11 protein-coding genes are annotated in these 16,450 nt (G+C 54.5%); 5 read left to right on the forward strand and 6 right to left on the reverse strand.

Going from position 1 to position 16,450, the window contains the following annotated elements:
* The 3 genes from LOC68_RS00870 to LOC68_RS00880 all read left to right on the forward strand — a co-directional run.
* A partial coding sequence (locus LOC68_RS00870) for a hypothetical protein (protein WP_230214460.1) occupies positions 1–805 on the forward strand: 805 nt, incomplete at its 5' end.
* Between the two features lie 7 nt (positions 806–812).
* Positions 813–1,046: a hypothetical protein gene (locus LOC68_RS00875; protein ID WP_230214462.1), complete on the forward strand. Its 234-nt coding sequence runs from the start codon at positions 813–815 to the stop codon at positions 1,044–1,046.
* Between the two features lie 104 nt (positions 1,047–1,150).
* A complete protein-coding gene (locus LOC68_RS00880; protein WP_230214464.1) occupies positions 1,151–1,366 on the forward strand; it encodes a hypothetical protein in 216 nt (71 codons plus the stop codon).
* A 599-nt stretch (positions 1,367–1,965) separates the two neighbouring features.
* Here LOC68_RS00880 and LOC68_RS00885 read toward each other — a convergent pair.
* Positions 1,966–2,505 (reverse strand): PsbP-related protein, encoded by a 540-nt coding sequence (locus LOC68_RS00885; protein WP_230214465.1) that lies wholly within the window; start codon positions 2,503–2,505, stop codon positions 1,966–1,968.
* A gap of 617 nt (positions 2,506–3,122) precedes the next feature.
* A complete protein-coding gene (locus LOC68_RS00890) occupies positions 3,123–3,665 on the reverse strand; it encodes a hypothetical protein (RefSeq protein ID WP_230214466.1) in 543 nt (180 codons plus the stop codon).
* Between the two features lie 340 nt (positions 3,666–4,005).
* Here LOC68_RS00890 and LOC68_RS00895 point away from each other — a divergent pair, with 340 nt between their 5' ends.
* A complete protein-coding gene (locus LOC68_RS00895; RefSeq protein WP_230214467.1) occupies positions 4,006–4,584 on the forward strand; it encodes an ECF-type sigma factor in 579 nt (192 codons plus the stop codon).
* 94 nt (positions 4,585–4,678) lie between these two features.
* Here LOC68_RS00895 and LOC68_RS00900 read toward each other — a convergent pair whose 3' ends face one another.
* The 4 genes from LOC68_RS00900 to LOC68_RS00915 form a co-directional block, all read right to left on the reverse strand.
* Positions 4,679–4,972, reverse strand: coding sequence for a hypothetical protein (locus LOC68_RS00900; RefSeq protein WP_230214468.1), 294 nt, complete (start codon positions 4,970–4,972; stop codon positions 4,679–4,681).
* Between the two features lie 220 nt (positions 4,973–5,192).
* The gene (locus LOC68_RS00905) at positions 5,193–10,091 is read right to left on the reverse strand and encodes a protein kinase domain-containing protein (protein ID WP_230214469.1); all 4,899 of its coding nucleotides are present in this window, start codon (positions 10,089–10,091) and stop codon (positions 5,193–5,195) included.
* 410 nt (positions 10,092–10,501) lie between these two features.
* Positions 10,502–14,449 carry a tetratricopeptide repeat protein gene (locus LOC68_RS00910; protein ID WP_230214473.1) on the reverse strand — a complete coding sequence of 1,316 codons (3,948 nt, stop codon included), beginning with the start codon at positions 14,447–14,449 and terminating at the stop codon, positions 10,502–10,504.
* Positions 14,450–14,894: 445 nt separating this feature from the next.
* Entirely contained in the window at positions 14,895–15,572 is a 678-nt protein-coding gene (locus LOC68_RS00915) for a hypothetical protein (protein WP_230214475.1), read from the reverse strand.
* A gap of 247 nt (positions 15,573–15,819) precedes the next feature.
* Here LOC68_RS00915 and LOC68_RS00920 point away from each other — a divergent pair, with 247 nt between their 5' ends.
* Complete coding sequence (locus tag LOC68_RS00920) at positions 15,820–16,434, forward strand: RNA polymerase sigma factor (protein ID WP_230214478.1); 615 nt, start codon at positions 15,820–15,822, stop codon at positions 16,432–16,434.
* The last annotated feature ends 16 nt before the right edge of the window (positions 16,435–16,450 follow it).

Consider the following 16,450-nt stretch of genomic DNA (forward strand, 5'->3'; position numbering starts at 1 on the left):
AGCCGCCGAGTCGTTTGATGCGGCTGGCGATTTCTTAAGCGCCGGGAAAAAACTGTTGGATACGCGATGCCCCGCCTTCAAGGCGGTCTCGGCCGTTCGCAATAACGCCCGCGGCTACTGGCGAGCGATCAGCCTGCCATTTCCCGAGCCCGCGATCCGCCTGATCCCGCAGAATCGGCTGCAGGCGTTTCAAGACGAAATGGGACGCTTTCGCGACGATCTGACGCTCGCGGTGACGAATCTCGACGCAGAGTTTGAGGAGCTCAAGTCAGCTGCCCGGATTCGACTCGGAACGCTCTACAACGAACGGGACTATCCTGTTTCCTTGGACGGCGCTTTTGAGGTGAGCTGGGATTTTCCGAGCGTCGAGCCGCCGACCTACTTGCGACGGCTCGATCCCGAACTGTTTGAAGCCGAGTCACGCCGCGTCCAGGCTCGATTCGACGAAGCGGTCCAAATGGCGGAGCAGGCGTTCGTCGAAGAGTTGGGTCGACTCGTCTCTCACCTGACGGAACGATTGACTGGCGAAGCGGATGGACAACCGAAAGTCTTTCGCGATTCCGCGATCGGCAACTTGCAAGAGTTCTTCACTCGCTTTCAGTCGCTCAATCTGCGATCCAGCGAGCAGTTGGATTCTCTCGTCGAGCAATGCCGACAGATTGTCCAGGGCGTGCGTCCGCAAACGCTGCGCGATGATGCAAATCTGCGGCGAGAAGTCGCCAGTCAGCTATCGGGCGTGACCGGGCTGTTGGATGACCTTCTCGTCGACCGTCCGCGCCGTCGGCTGCTGCGGACTCCAAAGTGAGGTTCGAATGCATCTGATCATCGAAACTGACGGCCAGATTCGCTGTCTCTATGAAGAAGCGATCGACCTCTCGCAGATCGGCCAGTTGACGATCTCTCGCGGCTCCTTCGTTGAGCCAATTCTAAATGGAACCTGGTGGGCCGATCTGACGCCCGTCCAAGGTCCGCGGCTCGGCCCGTTCACTCGACGCAGCGATGCCCTTGCGGCCGAAGTCGCCTGGCTAGAACTCCATTGGCTGTAACCCAGTCAGGTCTCTGTTCTTCAATTCAGCTTTCTATCCCCGGCTGCGCCCAATTACGCGCGGCTGGGGATTTTTTTTGCCAATTAACGATCAAGGAATACAGGATGCGTTTACGAGACATCCATCGCGCCGTCGCCGCTGCGACAGGCGAATCGATCAGTCGGATCGGCCGACTCGGGTTTCAACTCGAGATGTCCCTAGAGGAACTCGACCAGTTTGAGGACGTCAGGAATCCGCAAGTCGTCGACTGGGACGAGTTAGAAGCGGAGCGGTATCAACGGGCTTACTGGGGGCCGAGCGATGCGTCGCGTGCCGCTTAGAAATCCAGCTAAGAACATATTCGGGTGTCGACAGGAGAATCTGCGCTTATTTCTCAACAGTCGGAGGCGTGGAGGTAGAGAACAACGGCGGAGAACGCGGTATTCGCTGGCGAAGCAGAACCCAAATGAAACGCTACCTTTACGCGGAGGTTAGCCTGAACCGGTGGGAGCGTCCGAAAGGGCGCTCCCACCGGTCTTTTTTTTAGATATCAGTGCTCTGAAGGCTAGATTTTGGTTGAATCATGGTCAATCTTTTCTGACGTACGAAGTAAGCGTTGTAGGATTCGCCGAGCAAAACGTTTAGCGATAGGCGGCGCCATTAACGTTTCCATCTGGTTCTCATCTGGGATCCGCTACCGATTGGGGAATCGGATCCATAGCCGCAAAGGCTACCATGTTGGCCGAAGCCGTGGATCGCGACGGCGCTAAATCGACTTTGTGTCAAAATGAACGAAGCGGGCCGCCCCAAGGGCGGCCCGCCGTTTTCATTCTTTTGGCTATTCCGACATGCGATTTGGTTGCTGTTTGGTATGCCAGCGGCTTCCAGTGTGTTCTGTTCGTTGCGAATCTCTCTTAGAACCACAATTCCAACAGTGCTGCTAAAGAAGGCGGATCGACTTGATCATCTCCGTGACTTGCGTTGGGCTCGTTCGCGTCGACTTCGAAGCCCACGTGATGGCGTAGAGTCGGTGCTTGTGCACGACTAGCCAGTGATTGATTCGGTGGCATTCTCCTTCAGCTTCCCACCAAGCGCTGAGCTTCCAAGCTGATTTTCCGTCGATGGTCGTTCTTTTCGGTCGATCCATGGTGGCGTTCGGCAAAAGCTCCTTTAAGTTCTTCTGGACGAACAGCGGAAAATTCGGGTCATAGAATGCCTCCTTGGCCTCGACGCTGATCTCCGTGGCGAGAATGGTCACGTTTTCCTGGAATTCATCATCTGGGACATAGACTGCAAAATCCGCTTCCATTTTCGAGGTATCGGCCTGAACCCAGCCATCGGGTATGGTGAGGGTGAATCGGTGTTCGGAGCAGACGTAATGTTCGGCGGCAATGGTCGAGGCGGCTTGAGTTGCGAAAAACGTGACGACAAGCAGTTGAGAGAAAACGAAGAGTCCTTTGGCGGTGCGATTTTGGAACATGGCTTTGCTCACTTTCTGAAGAAGATTTCGGACGAATGATCGGTACACTGGTCACTCATAAACGGGCTGCAAGACGGGCGGATGACTAGACCTCCGGGGGCGTTGTCGTTGCAGTATCAACGGGAGCGGTCGTTTGCGAGTCAACGTTGCTTTGGCACGGCGCCGTCGCTACCCGTGAATGCCTGAACTGCGGCCGATACTGAAGACAATTCTGGAAAAATCTTGCGGCTTGCAGACAACTCTTCAAGCGATCTGCCGCCGTGATCTGAAGTCCCTTCGCGTGGAATAGTTAGCAGGGATACTTCGATGCCTACGAGTGCCTGGCACCGAAGGGCCTAACCAGTGGGGGCAAGGTGGTACGCTTGGTTCATAAGCAGGTGAAATGAGCGAGGCAGCTAGGAAGTTGGCTGGGTTGTATGTGTGAGCTGTTCTTCTAGAGCCTGGCGTAGAGGTTCCTGCGAAATACATGAATCGAAATCAGCGATCCGAATAAATACCGCTGGAAACGGAACGCATAGAAGTAAAAGCAAAGCCGCTGGCGACATTGCCAACGGCTTTTAGTTTCGTCCGGGTGTTCGTTTCAGATTCGTTTTAGCTCGCATGACGAATGCTGGTTGCTATCTAAATTTTAAGTCTTTCACAATGGCCGTCGCCTCTTTTGCATTTGTGGCGTCCGTGTGCGCAGACCAGGTGATGGAGTATAGTCGCCACTTGTTAACAACCATCCATTGATGAGTAGTCACCGCCCGACCTTCTTCAAGTTCCCAATCGTAATTGAACTTCCACGCATAGTTTCCGCCCACGCAAAGCGGACGCGGTCGCGAGAAAACCGCTCCGGGTATAATGGTCTCGATATACTTCTGGGTCGCCAAAGCAAGGTTCGGGTAGGTAACGCCGTCCACTACCTCGGGTGAGGCAGTCGTTACGTTTACAATTAGAATCTCCGTGAGATCGCTCCGCATATTATAGACACCAAAAGTTTCGCTCGTTTCGTCCCCGCATATATGATCCCAGCGTGCTGGAAGCGTTAGTGCGAACTTATGTTTATTGCTTACGAACTCTTCAGCATTGGCGGTCGAGGCGGATTGAATCGCGAAGAACGCGACGACAAACAGTTGGGTTAAAGCGAAGAATCCTTTGGCGGTGCGATTTTGGAACATGGCTTTGCTCACTTTCTAAAGAAGGCTTTGGAGAAATTAGTGGTACTCGGGTTACTCAATAAGCTGGGCTGCAAGGCGGGAGGGGGAATTGTCCTCCGGGGACGTCTTCGTTGCTAAAGCGTCTGGAACCGTCGTTCGCGGTGGTACGTCGCTTTGGCACGGCGTCGTCGCTACTTCTGGATGCCCATCGCGTTCCCGATACTGAAGGCAATTTCCAAAAAATCTTTGCGGCTTGCAGATAGCTTTTTGGGGGGACGCGATGGTATGATCCGTTGACAGGTTGTGATGGGCGGATAGGAGGCAAGATAAGATGACTGAACCGCACGCGACGGAAGAGCTCTTGGCCCGCGCCAAAAGCGGCGACAAAGCTGCTCAGACGCTGATCGTCAGCCGGTACATGGACAAGCTGATGTCCGCAGCTTCTCGGAATCTCGCGACCTATATCCAGAGGCACATGGAGCCGGAGGATGTGGTTCAATCGACCTTTCGCACCTTTTTTCGCCGACATCAAGCTGGCAAGCTTGACGGGTATAACTTCAATAGAGAGGAAAAGGACGGCTTCCTTGGATTTCTCATTTTGATCCTGATTCGGAAATGCCAGCGGGCTGCGCGAGAAGCGGCCAAACTTCCCAAGAATCCGGCAGGGGGCAATGGATCAGAAGACGAATTGTCGAGTCAGGATTTGGACGCCATTTCTAAAGAACCGGTGCCGCAAGAGATCGCCGCGTTTAGCGATCTGCTGATGGCGCTCACCGAGCGGCTGAAGAATCCGCGGGATCAAGCCATACTTGAGCTCAGAATGGCGGAAGTGCCGATCCGCGAGATTAGCGAGCACGAAGACGTTCAATGCTCGGAAAGAATGGTTTTTATCGCGCTGAACCGGATCAAGGAGCAGCTGCGAAAAATCAGCGAAGATTAAACCCCCATCTTGCGATAGTTTCGCTTGGGAGCGTTACAGCATCGCCTCGCCGCCCCGAGGCGGATCGCATCGGGGCGAGGGACTTCGCAGCTTACTAGCAGGCGGCTTTCGTGCACTCGATTTTGACCACAAAGCCCGCCGCCTTGAAGTAGGCCGCCTTCGCTTTCGCAGCCGAGATAGAGTCAAAGCATTCGTCGCATTTCACCCACGGCCCATCGTCGCAAACGGCGAAATAGACGTAATAGTGATGACAGCTGTCTTCGATAACCCGCGACTGGGCGACGCTCGAACGTCCGCATTCGGCGGCGGGCGCCAGAGAGCCGGTCAACATGGCGGCGACCAAGGCAAGGGCGGCGGGAACGTGACGAAAGGAAGTGGCGGTGAACATAGCAAAGTCTCCGATTGCAGGTTGACGCCGACCGAGCACTGGCGGTCAGTCGCGTTCGTATTGGGCGAAGGTCCGACGCCTTCGCTATACATGAATGCGATTCAAGCGGCTTAACTGCACGGAAATCTAGAGATAATTTTCTGCCCCGATGTCGCGTTGCTTATTTCGCCGATAAACCGCCCCCAGAATCGGTATCGCAGAATGGAATGTTAGATCGACACTACTTAGGCGTTGGGGCGGACGCTGCACTGGAAACTTCCCTCTCCGGCAGGCGCCACGGAGTATCCATCAACGATTCATGAAAGACGACGCACAACGGAAGCGCCGCCTGAAGTTTGGCGGCGCCTTCGGCGGTAACTTTGGTGCGGTTGATGTCGAGGATTCGCAAGCTCTTTAGTTTTGCGAGATGGGGAATAGCGCCATCCGTGATACTTGTGCCTAGCAATTCCAGGCGGTTGAGCTTCTGTAAGGATTTCAAGTGCTCGATCCCACCGTCCGTCACGTTCGGGCTACGGGTCAATATAAGCTGTCGCAGGTTGACGGCCTTGGCAACCTGCTCCAATCCAAGTTCGCCAAGATGCGTATCACTAAACTGCAGGTCGCGCAGATACGGAAAATCTGCCAGGACGAACAGGCCGGCGTCGTCCAGGGATTTACATCTCGACAAAATTAACGTTTCCATTTGGCGGAATCCCCGGAGATGTTCCAATCCCTTCGCCGTCAAATCGGAACCATCAAGACGCAAACTGATAACGCCTTGCAGGGAAGCGATGCGTTCGACGCCGGCGTCCGCATTTTGCAGATTCGGAAATTCGATCGCCGCTACGTATTTCAGCGCCGACAGGTTTTGCATCCCGGTTGCGATATCAGGATCGCTCGCATCGGCAAATACGATTCCCGTTAGCGCGAAATCCGTGGCGCCTAGCTGGTCGATGTTGCTCTTGTCGGGAGCAAACGGCGACCAATAGGAAAATGCCCTCCCACCTTGCTCGGCTACCCAGCGAATCGCATGAAGTTCACCGCCTTGCGTTGGCAAGTCTGGATGAAGCACGACGCATTCCGGCAATAGCTTCTGTAGTTCGGCGGCGCCGGTGCTGGTAATTCTGGTTTCACGAAGTTCTAGTACGCGGAGATTTTTCAGCGTCCCTAGATCCGCCACAACAGAATCGTTCAAGTTGTTGCGCGACAGCAGTAGAACCTGGAGATTCTCGGCGTTTGCCAGTTTCTTGACCCCCGCGATCGTCACCCATGGGCACCCAGAAACGGAAAGCTGTCGCAGCGAAGCGGAAGTCGCGAGCCGTGCGACCCCGACGTCGGTAATCTTTGTGTTGTGAACGTCGAGATCGCGCAGAGATTCCATCTTTGCGAATTGCGTGCAGGAGTCGTCCGAGAGGTTGGTGTAAGCGGCATGAATCGCGTAGGGGCCTTCGCTTGTCGACAAGGATAAGATGTCCGTGTCCGATACGTTCGAATAGTCGAACCAGACATGAGCGTAGGGCAAGTTTCGCTTTAGTCCCGCAACGCCTCCTGACGGGAGACGTGTTTTGTGCAGTTGCAGTTCTTGTAACGACGCGACCTCTTCCAATTTTCTCCAGTCCGCCGCCACATCCAATCGGCCATCCATAAATGCGATCAATTGCACGGCCAGGCGACCTTTCGGTAAATCTCCAACGTCCTTGACTACGTGACGACTAGTGCTGGCAAATACTTCAACTACGCCTCCTCGATCGAGGATCATCTCTGCCAAGCTGTGCTGTGGGTCCTGCATCACAAAAGCCGACTCCGATTTCAACTCCGGCATCCGCCACGGCGTATTCTCCAGCGATTCGTGAAATACGACGCATAGTGGCAATGCGGCCTGAAGTTTGGCGGCGCCTTCCGCAGTGATCTTCGTACGACTGACGTTGAGGGTCCTTAGGCCATTTAGTTGGATTAGATGTGGAATTGCGGCGTCGCTAATTGGCGTGTAGACGAGTCCTAAATGATTCAATCCGGCGAGCGGAATCAGGTGCGGCATACCATCGTCGGATACCTTGTAGCAATGGGACAGGTTTAACTCTCGCAAGTTTTTCGCTTGCCCGATTGATTCAAGACCGGCATTGGTGACTTGCGTTCCCGAGAGAGTTAGCAGACGCAGTTGAGGATACTCCGCGACGACGGAAACCGCTCGGTCGTCGATCTGCTTACACTGACCCAATTTTAAGATTTCTAGTTGTTTAAGGTCCTTTAAAAGTAGCATTCCATCCGCAGTTACGTCCGATTCATTTAGGAATAGTTGCGTTAAACTGTCAAGCGAAGAAATATGGGCTAGGCCCTCGTCGGCGTTTGTTAGTTTGTGCAATTCCAAAGCGAGGAGGCATTTCAAATCGGTTAAATTGCGAAGTCCGGTCGCGATGGCAGGCGAACTGGCGTCCGAGAACAGGATCCCATTAAACGCGAAGTCATATTCCGGAATCGCATCCACATTGTTCTTGTCAGGAATGAACGGCGACCAATGTGAAACGATTCTGGCCCCGTTCTCAATGGCCCATCGCGCCGCTTGAATTTCGCACTTTTCTGTTGGCACGGCAGGGTGCAGGACGATGCAGTTTGGCATCAAGCGTTGTAGTTCCAACGCTCCGGCACTTGAAATCTGCGTATCTCGAACATCAAGAACGCGGAGATTCGTAAGGGACGCAAGATCGGCGATCGCCGAGTCATCCAACTTGTTGTGCGTCAGAAAAAGGACTTCAAGATTCCGGGCCTGGTTCAACTTTCGAATCCCCGGTCCTGTCACCTTGCAACTGGCGATATTCAACCCTCGGATCGTCGGTGAATTGGCGAGATACGTCAAACCCACATCCGTAATCTCCGTATGGGTAAGATCAAGTTCCCTCAGTTGCGACATCTGTCCCAAATGACGACAAGCGGCGTCCGATACTGTCGTAAACGGCAATTGAATAGCCAATGGGCCCCAGTCAGTAGAGAGCGACTTCACCCCATGGTCCGACACTTGAGTTCGACCGAGAGAAAGTGTTAGGTGGGGTAGATGACGATCGAACGCTGCGAGCCCCTGGTCCCCTAGCCGCGTGTTGTAAGCAAACAGCCCGGCCATTCCAAAGCTGTTTTTCAACAAGTCGAAATCGGGATCGGTTATGTCCGGATTGTTTTCGCACCACAGAGTTCCTACGGCAAACCTAGTCGGCGGCAGTTGTTCGAGCTTCGATACCTTGCCCCCGTCGGTAAAAGAGACGATGCCCACGACACCGCCTCGATTTATCGCCATTTCTGCGATCCGGCGATGTGGATCCTCCTGCATCGCAATCGCCGCCGGCTGTTGTTCCGCTTTGGTTGGCGAAGACGCCGAAGGGGCCGGCGTCGTATTTTCCGCTTTTGCCACCTCTACAGGGAGCGGCTCCAGTCGCACGCGGATCGTTTCGTTGGCTCCTCCCTTCACGCGAAACTCCTTCGTGAATGTCTCAAACCCTCCTTTGACCACCTTCAGCGTATGGGTTTTTTCATCGGCCGTTACCTGAAGTGGTTCTTGCCGCTCGCCGGTCTTGATGGTGATTCGCTTTTGGCCATCGACCGTGACCTCGGCGCCGGCGATTTCAGGCTGGTCGATTTCGAGAATAATCGTCCCGGCTGGAGTTTCGACCTTCAGGAAGATCCCGGCCGCCCAGGCGCCGCCGAAACCAGCCAAGCCGAGAAGGCATGCTGCGATGAGGCCCCAGTGCCCGCGGCGGGGCGGCAGAGTCGCAGATGGCGCTGGGGGGGGCAATATTCGGCTGGTTTCGATCGTGGTTGCGGTATCGTTGAAGGCTTGTAGGTCAGAGTCGAGTTGCGGGGGGCGTGCCGCGACATCCTCGCTCGGCAGCGTCAATTGATTCAACGCATCGATCAATTCAGTCATACTCTGAAACCGATCCTCCGGCTTCTTCGCTACCATGCGGCGAAAAACGAGATCGAGTTCGACGGGGACGTTGTCGCTCTCGAGGGAGGGGATCGCGTTTTCGCGGTGGGCGAGGATCGTTTTGACCATGGTATTCTCGACAAACAAAGGGCGTGCGGTCACCAGGTAGTAGAGAGTGCAGCCGAGCGAATAGATGTCGCTGCGAGCGTCGGCAAGACGGGTGTCCAAGGCTTGCTCTGGCGCAAGAAAAGCCACCGTTCCCATAACTGCACCCGGTTGGGTGAGGTCGAGCGACGATGTTTGTTCGGGATGCGGCTCCGTCGATTCGATCCGGGCCAGTCCCATATCGAGAATCTTCACGGTCCCGCTTTTGTCGAGCAGCAGATTGGCCGGCTTAATATCTCGGTGAATGACGCCAAGCTTGTGGGCATGCGCGAGACCGGCGGCCGCCTGGCCGATGTAATTGACTGCTTTAGCCGGGGAGAGTGGTCCGCTTGTGCGAACCAAATTGGCCAGGTCGAGCCCGTCTACATAGGACATCGCCAGAAAAAGAGTTCCCTTCGATTCACGCGCATCGAATGCGGTGACAATATTGGGATGTTCCAGTTTTGCGGCAGCTTTCACTTCGCGTTGAAAACGTTTGGTCTTTTCCTCTGAATCAACAATCGCCTTGGGAAGGATCTTGAGAGCCACGACGCGATCCATCTGCTGATGCAGGGCCTTGTAAACTTCGCCCATGCCGCCGGCGCCAATTTTGTCGAGGATGACGTATCGATCTAAAACCAGCGGCAGATCACGACCGTCGAGTAGGACCGTCGCCTGAAAATGGGTCAGTTTCGTGCCGTTTACCAACTGGTTTGCAAAGGAGACCGCGTCGGATGCTGGGTAATCACGGCGGTAGAGATCGAGATGGCTCTCGTCTACCAATTCGGAATCGACCAGGCTTTGGCAGAACTGATCGAGCGTAAGCGCGGAGGAGGGGAGTTGAACTTGGTTCGCTTGACCATCGACAGCAGCGGCAGCAGGCTGTTGCAGCGCGTCGCCGGAGCGATTTTCATCAGTGTCAACGAACGACTGGAGAGCGTCGACGTTCTTGATTAACTGCGAGAGCTCGCCAAGTAGCTCCGGGAATTCGGCGCAAAGTTGTTCGGCCGAAAGCTGTTCGCCTCGTTCCAGGGCTTCGCCCCAACGCACCAGCATTTCGTAGAGGCGACCATCGTCACTCATCAGAGTTACCTGAGGGCCTCGGAACGAAATCACGAGTCGTCTGACCGACGCTGGCGTCCATGAACTCGAGATGTAGGTTTGTGTCGTCCACCAAGATATCGCCTGCCAATTCGACAGCACAAATGGTCAATTCAAACACATGACCATCTTATCAAGGGACTCTACTGGATTACTAGCTTCTTCCCCTCCTTTTTAATGGCCAGGGCAGGGCTAAAAGGGCCGTCATGGACGTGGCGGGAAGGAAGAGGAGCGGCGGCAATCTATTGTAAAATTCCCGCCAGTCCTCTGGGGTTAATCGGGCATTCTTTCATCTTCTCTTCCTTCTTGAGCCTCTCTCTCTTCATCCAGCCAATTGCTCCTACGGAATAGGAGCGAGCGAAGTGGGCACACGAATCCGGATTCGTTGTCGGTCATTCGTCGTCCCGGTAGGGCATCCCTTGCTGGTACAGTTCCAATCGCAAGCGAAACCCATCTAAATCCTCGTCCTGGCTCTTCGTCGCCAATTCGACCGCTGTGGTTTGCGTCGCGACGGCATTCTCAAAGTCTCCCAGTTCGGCATAGGTCGCGGCAAGTGTGCCAGTTAAATACGCGTCCGGTTCAGTGCTGAGAGAGGTCGCTAGTTTTGCATTCGCGACTGCCTTGGCTCCATCCCGAAATTGCGGATCCGGACAGGTTGCTAGGAACCAAGCGAGTGTATTGAAGTTCCAAGCAGACTCAGGGTCGATCTCAATGCATTTGGTGTAATCGGCGATCGCTTGGTCGTAGTCTTTCTTGTCGCAATTGACGTCACCTCGATAAAGGTAGGCCAGGGCCTCTTGAGGGTCGATCTCGATCGCCTTGTTGATGTCGGCGATCGCTTTCGCATAGTCCTTCTTCATGCGCCAAGCGTCCCCGCGTTCTCGGTAGGCTGCCGCGTCCTTGGGGTCGATTTCAATGCACTTGGTGTAATCGGCGATCGCCTGGTCGTAGTCAGCCTTGTTATACCAGGCGTCCCCGCGACTTTGGTAAGCTACGGTGTCCTGAGGATCGATCTCAATGCACTTGGTGTAATCGGCGATCGCTTGGTCGTAGTCTTTCTTGTCGTAATTGACGTTACCTCGATATCGGTAGGACCGGGCCTCTTGAGGGTCGATCTCGATCGCCTTGTTGATGTCGGCGATCGCTTTCGCAAAGTCCTGTTTCATGCGCCAAGCGTCCCCGCGTTCTCGGTAGGCTGCCGCGTCCTTGGGGTCGATTTCAATGCACTTGGTGTAATCGGCGATCGCCTGGTCGTAGTCAGCCCTGTTATACCAGGCGTCCCCGCGACTTTGGTAAGCTACGGTGTCCTGAGGATCGATCTCAATGCACTTGGTGTAATCGGCGATCGCTTGGTCGTAGTCTTTCTTGTCGTAATTGACGTTACCTCGATATCGGTAGGACCGGGCCTCTTGAGGGTCGATCTCGATCGCCTTGTTGATGTCGGCGATCGCTTTCGCAAAGTCGTCTTTCATGCCCCAAGCGTCCCCGCGTTCTCGGTAGGCTGCCGCGTCCTTGGGGTCGATTCCAATGCACTTGGAGTAATCGGCGATCGCCTGGTCGTAGTCAGCCTTGTTATACCAGGCGTCACCGCGATTTCGGTAAGCTACGGCGTCCTTGGGGTCGATTTCAATGCACTTGGTGTAATCGGCGATCGCCTGGTCGTAGTCTTTCTTGTCGTAATTGACGTTACCTCGATATCGGTAGGACCGGGCCTCTTGAGGGTCGATCTCGATCGCCTTGTTGATGTCGGCGATCGCTTTCGCAAAGTCGTCTTTCATGCGCCAAGCGTCCCCGCGTTCTCGGTAGGCTGCCGCGTCCTTGGGGTCGATTTCAATGCACTTGGTGTAATCGGCGATCGCTTGGTCATATTCCTTCTTGGAATGCCAGCAGGCACCGAGGTAGCTGTAAGCGATGGCATCCAGAGGGTCGATTTCGACTGCTTTTTTAAGATCCGATATCGCTTGATCGTCGTCGCTCTGGAAATACCAGCAGCGCCCGCGTCGCCGATAGGTCTGGGCGTCGAGTGGCGCGATCTCAAGGGCCTTGGTATAGTCCGAGATCGCTTGATCGAAATTGTCCTGGAAATAATAAGCGTCTCCACGCACTCGAAACGCGTATGCGCTTTGGGGATCGATCGCAATCGCTTTCGTGAGATCTGCGATCATCCGGGATTCATCGCCGACGAGTTTCCAGGCATTGGCGCGGTCGAGATACGCAACGTAAGCCGAGTCGGAAATGGCAGTGACAGCTTGACAATAGTCGGCGTCACGATTCTCCACTTCGCCAAGTTTCTCCCAGGATGAACCGCACAGAACAAACGCTGCCGCAAAGCCTGGATCATGTTCAATGGCATGAGAGAAATCGCTGATGGCCCTCTCAAAGTCGGCTTGGCGATAGAAAGCTTTGCCTCGATCGTAGTAGAGCGAGTGGTACTCCGGATCAAGTCGAATCGCATTATCGAATTCAACTATCGCTTTGGAATAGTCGCCAATCGAAACGAAATATTCCGCGGCGCGAAGATGAACCAGGCTGCAGTCGGGGGCGGCTTGGATGGCGGCCTCGAATTCCGCGATCTCGGTTGCACCCCTTAGCGAGTTCTCCAGCGTCTGTTCCTGAGGCTCTTGGATTCGAATCGTCCGATGTAGCCCGGCCGAATTGTCTTGTTCAATTCGCTTCCAGTAGCAACCCTCTTGTCGGAACTCATGGGACAGCACGAATGGGGTCTCATCACAGGGAATCGTGAGGTCAATGATCATCGATCGGCCATCGCTCAATTCGACAAGACAAGCCATGTGACCGGAGGCGCCGAAAGACATTTCCTCGGCCGTTCGGTAGATCTGAATGAAACGAATAGGCAAGCCGACGGAGTGTCCCAACACGGAAATAACCTCTGAGTATCCACGGCAACTTGCCAAGCCTTGGAGGGTGACTTCGTCTAGATGGCCGCAGTTGTAGCCATAGTTGGGAATCATTGACTTGATAAGATCCTTTAGTTGGTCGACGATTTCGGACTCGGCCAACGCGGCGACTGATTCTGAGATTTCGTCTTTATGCATCAGGTCGCGAATGCCATCAAGTTCCGTCTTTAGATGTGCTAAATCCTTCGCATTGCCTCGGAACATTGCAGTGAAGTCGTCGGCGACGTCGCCCGAGTAGCCTAACGCGATTACCTCACGACGCATGGCGTCGGCAAGCGGGCGAAAATCCTGGGCGACTTCCGGAACGAGGGTGTCGTAGGCGTCAAAGTATCTGACGGCTCCCGCGTGGTCTCCCAAGCGATAGCGACGATTGCCTCGATCTCGAATTAAATAGGCCTTGTCGGGATCAAGTTCAGTACACTTGGCGTAATCGGCTAGTGCCCGGTCAACATCGTTCTTGCTTTCCCACGCATCGCCGCGATACCAGTAGGCTACCGAATCGTTGGCATTCTCCTCGATCGCCTTGGTAAAATCGTCAATCGCTTTGTCGTAGTCCCCCTGGTAAAACCAGGCGTCGCCCCGATCACGGTAGAATTCGCCATCCTGAGGGCGGAGCGCAACGGCTTTATCAAAATCTTCGATTGCTCGGTCGTAGTCAGCTTTGGCGAACCAGGCGAGGCCGCGTTTGCGGTAGGCGCGATCATGATCAGGATTCAGTTCAATTGCGCGACTGAATTCCGCAGCCGCTTCGTCGTAGTCCTCCGCCTCCAACCCCTCAACCCCATTCCTATAGGCGACCTCGGGATCAATTTCGTCGGCCTTGGCGAGATCTTCGTACGCCCATCGCCGCTTTACGTCGGCGATGGCGGTCCAGCATTCGGCGCGTAAACGGTAGTAGAGCGGGGCGCCGGGGTCGATATTGATCGCCTTGGAAAAGTCAAGTGAGGCTCTTTCGTAGTCGCCGTTGCCGACGAAGGATGATCCTCGATAGCGAAAGGCTTCTGCGTCTTGCGGGGAGAGTTCGATGGCCTTGGATAGATCCGTGATCGCTTGGTTATAATTGAGTTCGTCGTATTGAACGATTCCGCGCTGGCGATAGGCAGAGGCGTTCTCGGGGGCAATCTCAATCGCCTTGGTAAAATCCTGGACTGCGTTCCCCGGCTCTGGATAGTTTTGCCAAGCGAGACCACGGCCATAGTATCCGGCCTGGTTCTGCGGCTGCAGTTCGATCGCTTTGTCGAAATGCGCTATCGCTTTTTGGAACTCATCGCCCTCAAGGCACTTCATGCCGAGGGCGTAGACGTCTTCGAATTCCGACTGTGCGCGGACGACGCTGCTGGTGGTGAGGGCGATTGGGATCGCAATTAGCATTCCGACGATCGCAACAAAGCTCTTCATGGAACGACGGTTGGGAGCGTACATTCGAAACGCCTCGCTTGATAAAGGAAGTCTGGTATTCCCGACTGGCGACTGCCGTGGCTATGTGTGGATGCCAATTGGGGAGTTCGACCTGCAACGGAATCCGCGGTTTTTTTAGAGAATTCGGATCCGACGTCGATTGTTCGTCTTGGGATGGGCCGCCGGGCGGCCTTTTCCGAGGAAAAAGAGATGCTGCGGAGCTAGGGTCTTAGGACGCTACGTTACGCGAAATCGCGTGGGAGAACTGTCCGAATGGTTGGAAATGAAATGGTGGGACCCCGTTACGGTCCTCACAAAGTCCGTACACTGGAATTCACGCACGCGTGGTTTCCTCCTCTCGGACACAGTCGGAAAATCGCATACGGACGTGTACAGTTGGACGTCTACTCCGCGGCTAGCAAATGGCCATTTACCCAAATTCGCGGAATTTGCGTGGGATTCGATTGCGTTAAGCTAGGTAATCGCCTTCCGATTCCATCCAGTCAAACTTGTGCTCCCAGCGAACTGCCACGCGGTAGATCACGATACACGAGCAGAATCCCAATAGTGACCATAGGAGGCGGCGAACGCCTTCACCGGCGACTCGGTTCCAATTTGGATTGAAGCCGAAGTATTGAATTCTAAGAGTAGCGTCAACGATCGCGTGATTCGTTGAATCGTGGGAAATATCACTCGCGCGAGAGTGCGCTCCGACCTCGATCGTGTATTCGTTTCCATTCACGGAAAAGCTGTAGGTATCGATTCGTTCAACCTCAGATGAACCGGTTCTGACTTGAGCGACGCGTTTAGCTTCTGAATGCGTTGGATCGACCAAGGACGCGTCCCGGTTGCTCGACGAAACGAGTCTTGCCGTCGCAGTCGGTGCGAATAGCCAGACTGTTTCACTGCAGATTCCATACGCGGAACAGAAGACGGCGGCGGCCAAAAAACTACATGCGCCTTTGACGGCGAGCGTAAGAAATTCTTTAAAAATCTCTAGGCAGACCACGTATTGCCAGCTTTCATGGACCGTAACATCTGGGGCCGCTTTCACTGAAGCGTCATGCGCCATAGCGTTCTTTGCCATAGCGGCGTCGCTCTTGGTATACGCCTTAGAAGCAAGGACAAAGAACGGCAGGATAAACATGTGGGATTTGGGCGACTAATGGTGAACATAAACGTGGTAGTAAGGTGCGTCCGACTGGCGTTTTGTCAGGAACTAAGACCAATCGGGGGTATCGACTGAAAGCAGGGCGGCGACGGCCCCAGAGAGTACATGCCAGTTGGCCGTTTTGGACTGCAATGAATTCTTGAAATATTTAGATGGTGATTCGGCACGTATCGAAGATAGAATTTGGGGCGACGTTTCGCTTCCGGGATTCTAGGGGGATGCCATGACCGATTCGTGGGACATAACGGAAACGTTGGCGCGCGCCAGGAACGGAGATCGGGAGGCCCAGGAGTTCCTAGCGATGCGTTATCGCGACCATCTAATGCGAAAGGCGTCGCTTAAGCTCGCGCCCTACGTAAGAAAGCATCTGGATCCAGACGACGTGGTCCAGTCTACGCTGCGGACGTTCTTTCGGCGTCATCAGGAGGGGAAGTTTGACAACTTCGATTTCAACCGCGAGGAGCAGAAGGACGGACTCCTGCGCTTGCTCTGTACGATTCTGATTCGAAAGTGCCAGCGAGTCTCACGAGTAGGACGTCGCGAAGAAGAGGCTCCTGCCTTATTGGGCGATGACGGAGAGTTGTTTCCAAACGACATCCTCGAAGGCATTTCCAAGGAACCGAGCCCCAAAGAGGTCGCTGAGTTAGAGGAATTGGTTCGGGTTGTCAGCGAGCGGCTGATTCATCCGAGAGATCGAAAGATCCTGGAACTTCGAATAGCCGGATATTCGATTCGTGAAATCTGTGAGCATGAAGAGGTGAAATGTTCGGAGAGTATGGTCTTTATCGCGCTACGCCGAATTAAGGAACAGATGCGTCGATATTTTGAGACGAAATGATCGATATTCTGTGGCG

Source organism: Blastopirellula sediminis, from assembly GCF_020966755.1.
GTDB classification, from domain to species: domain Bacteria; phylum Planctomycetota; class Planctomycetia; order Pirellulales; family Pirellulaceae; genus Blastopirellula; species Blastopirellula sediminis.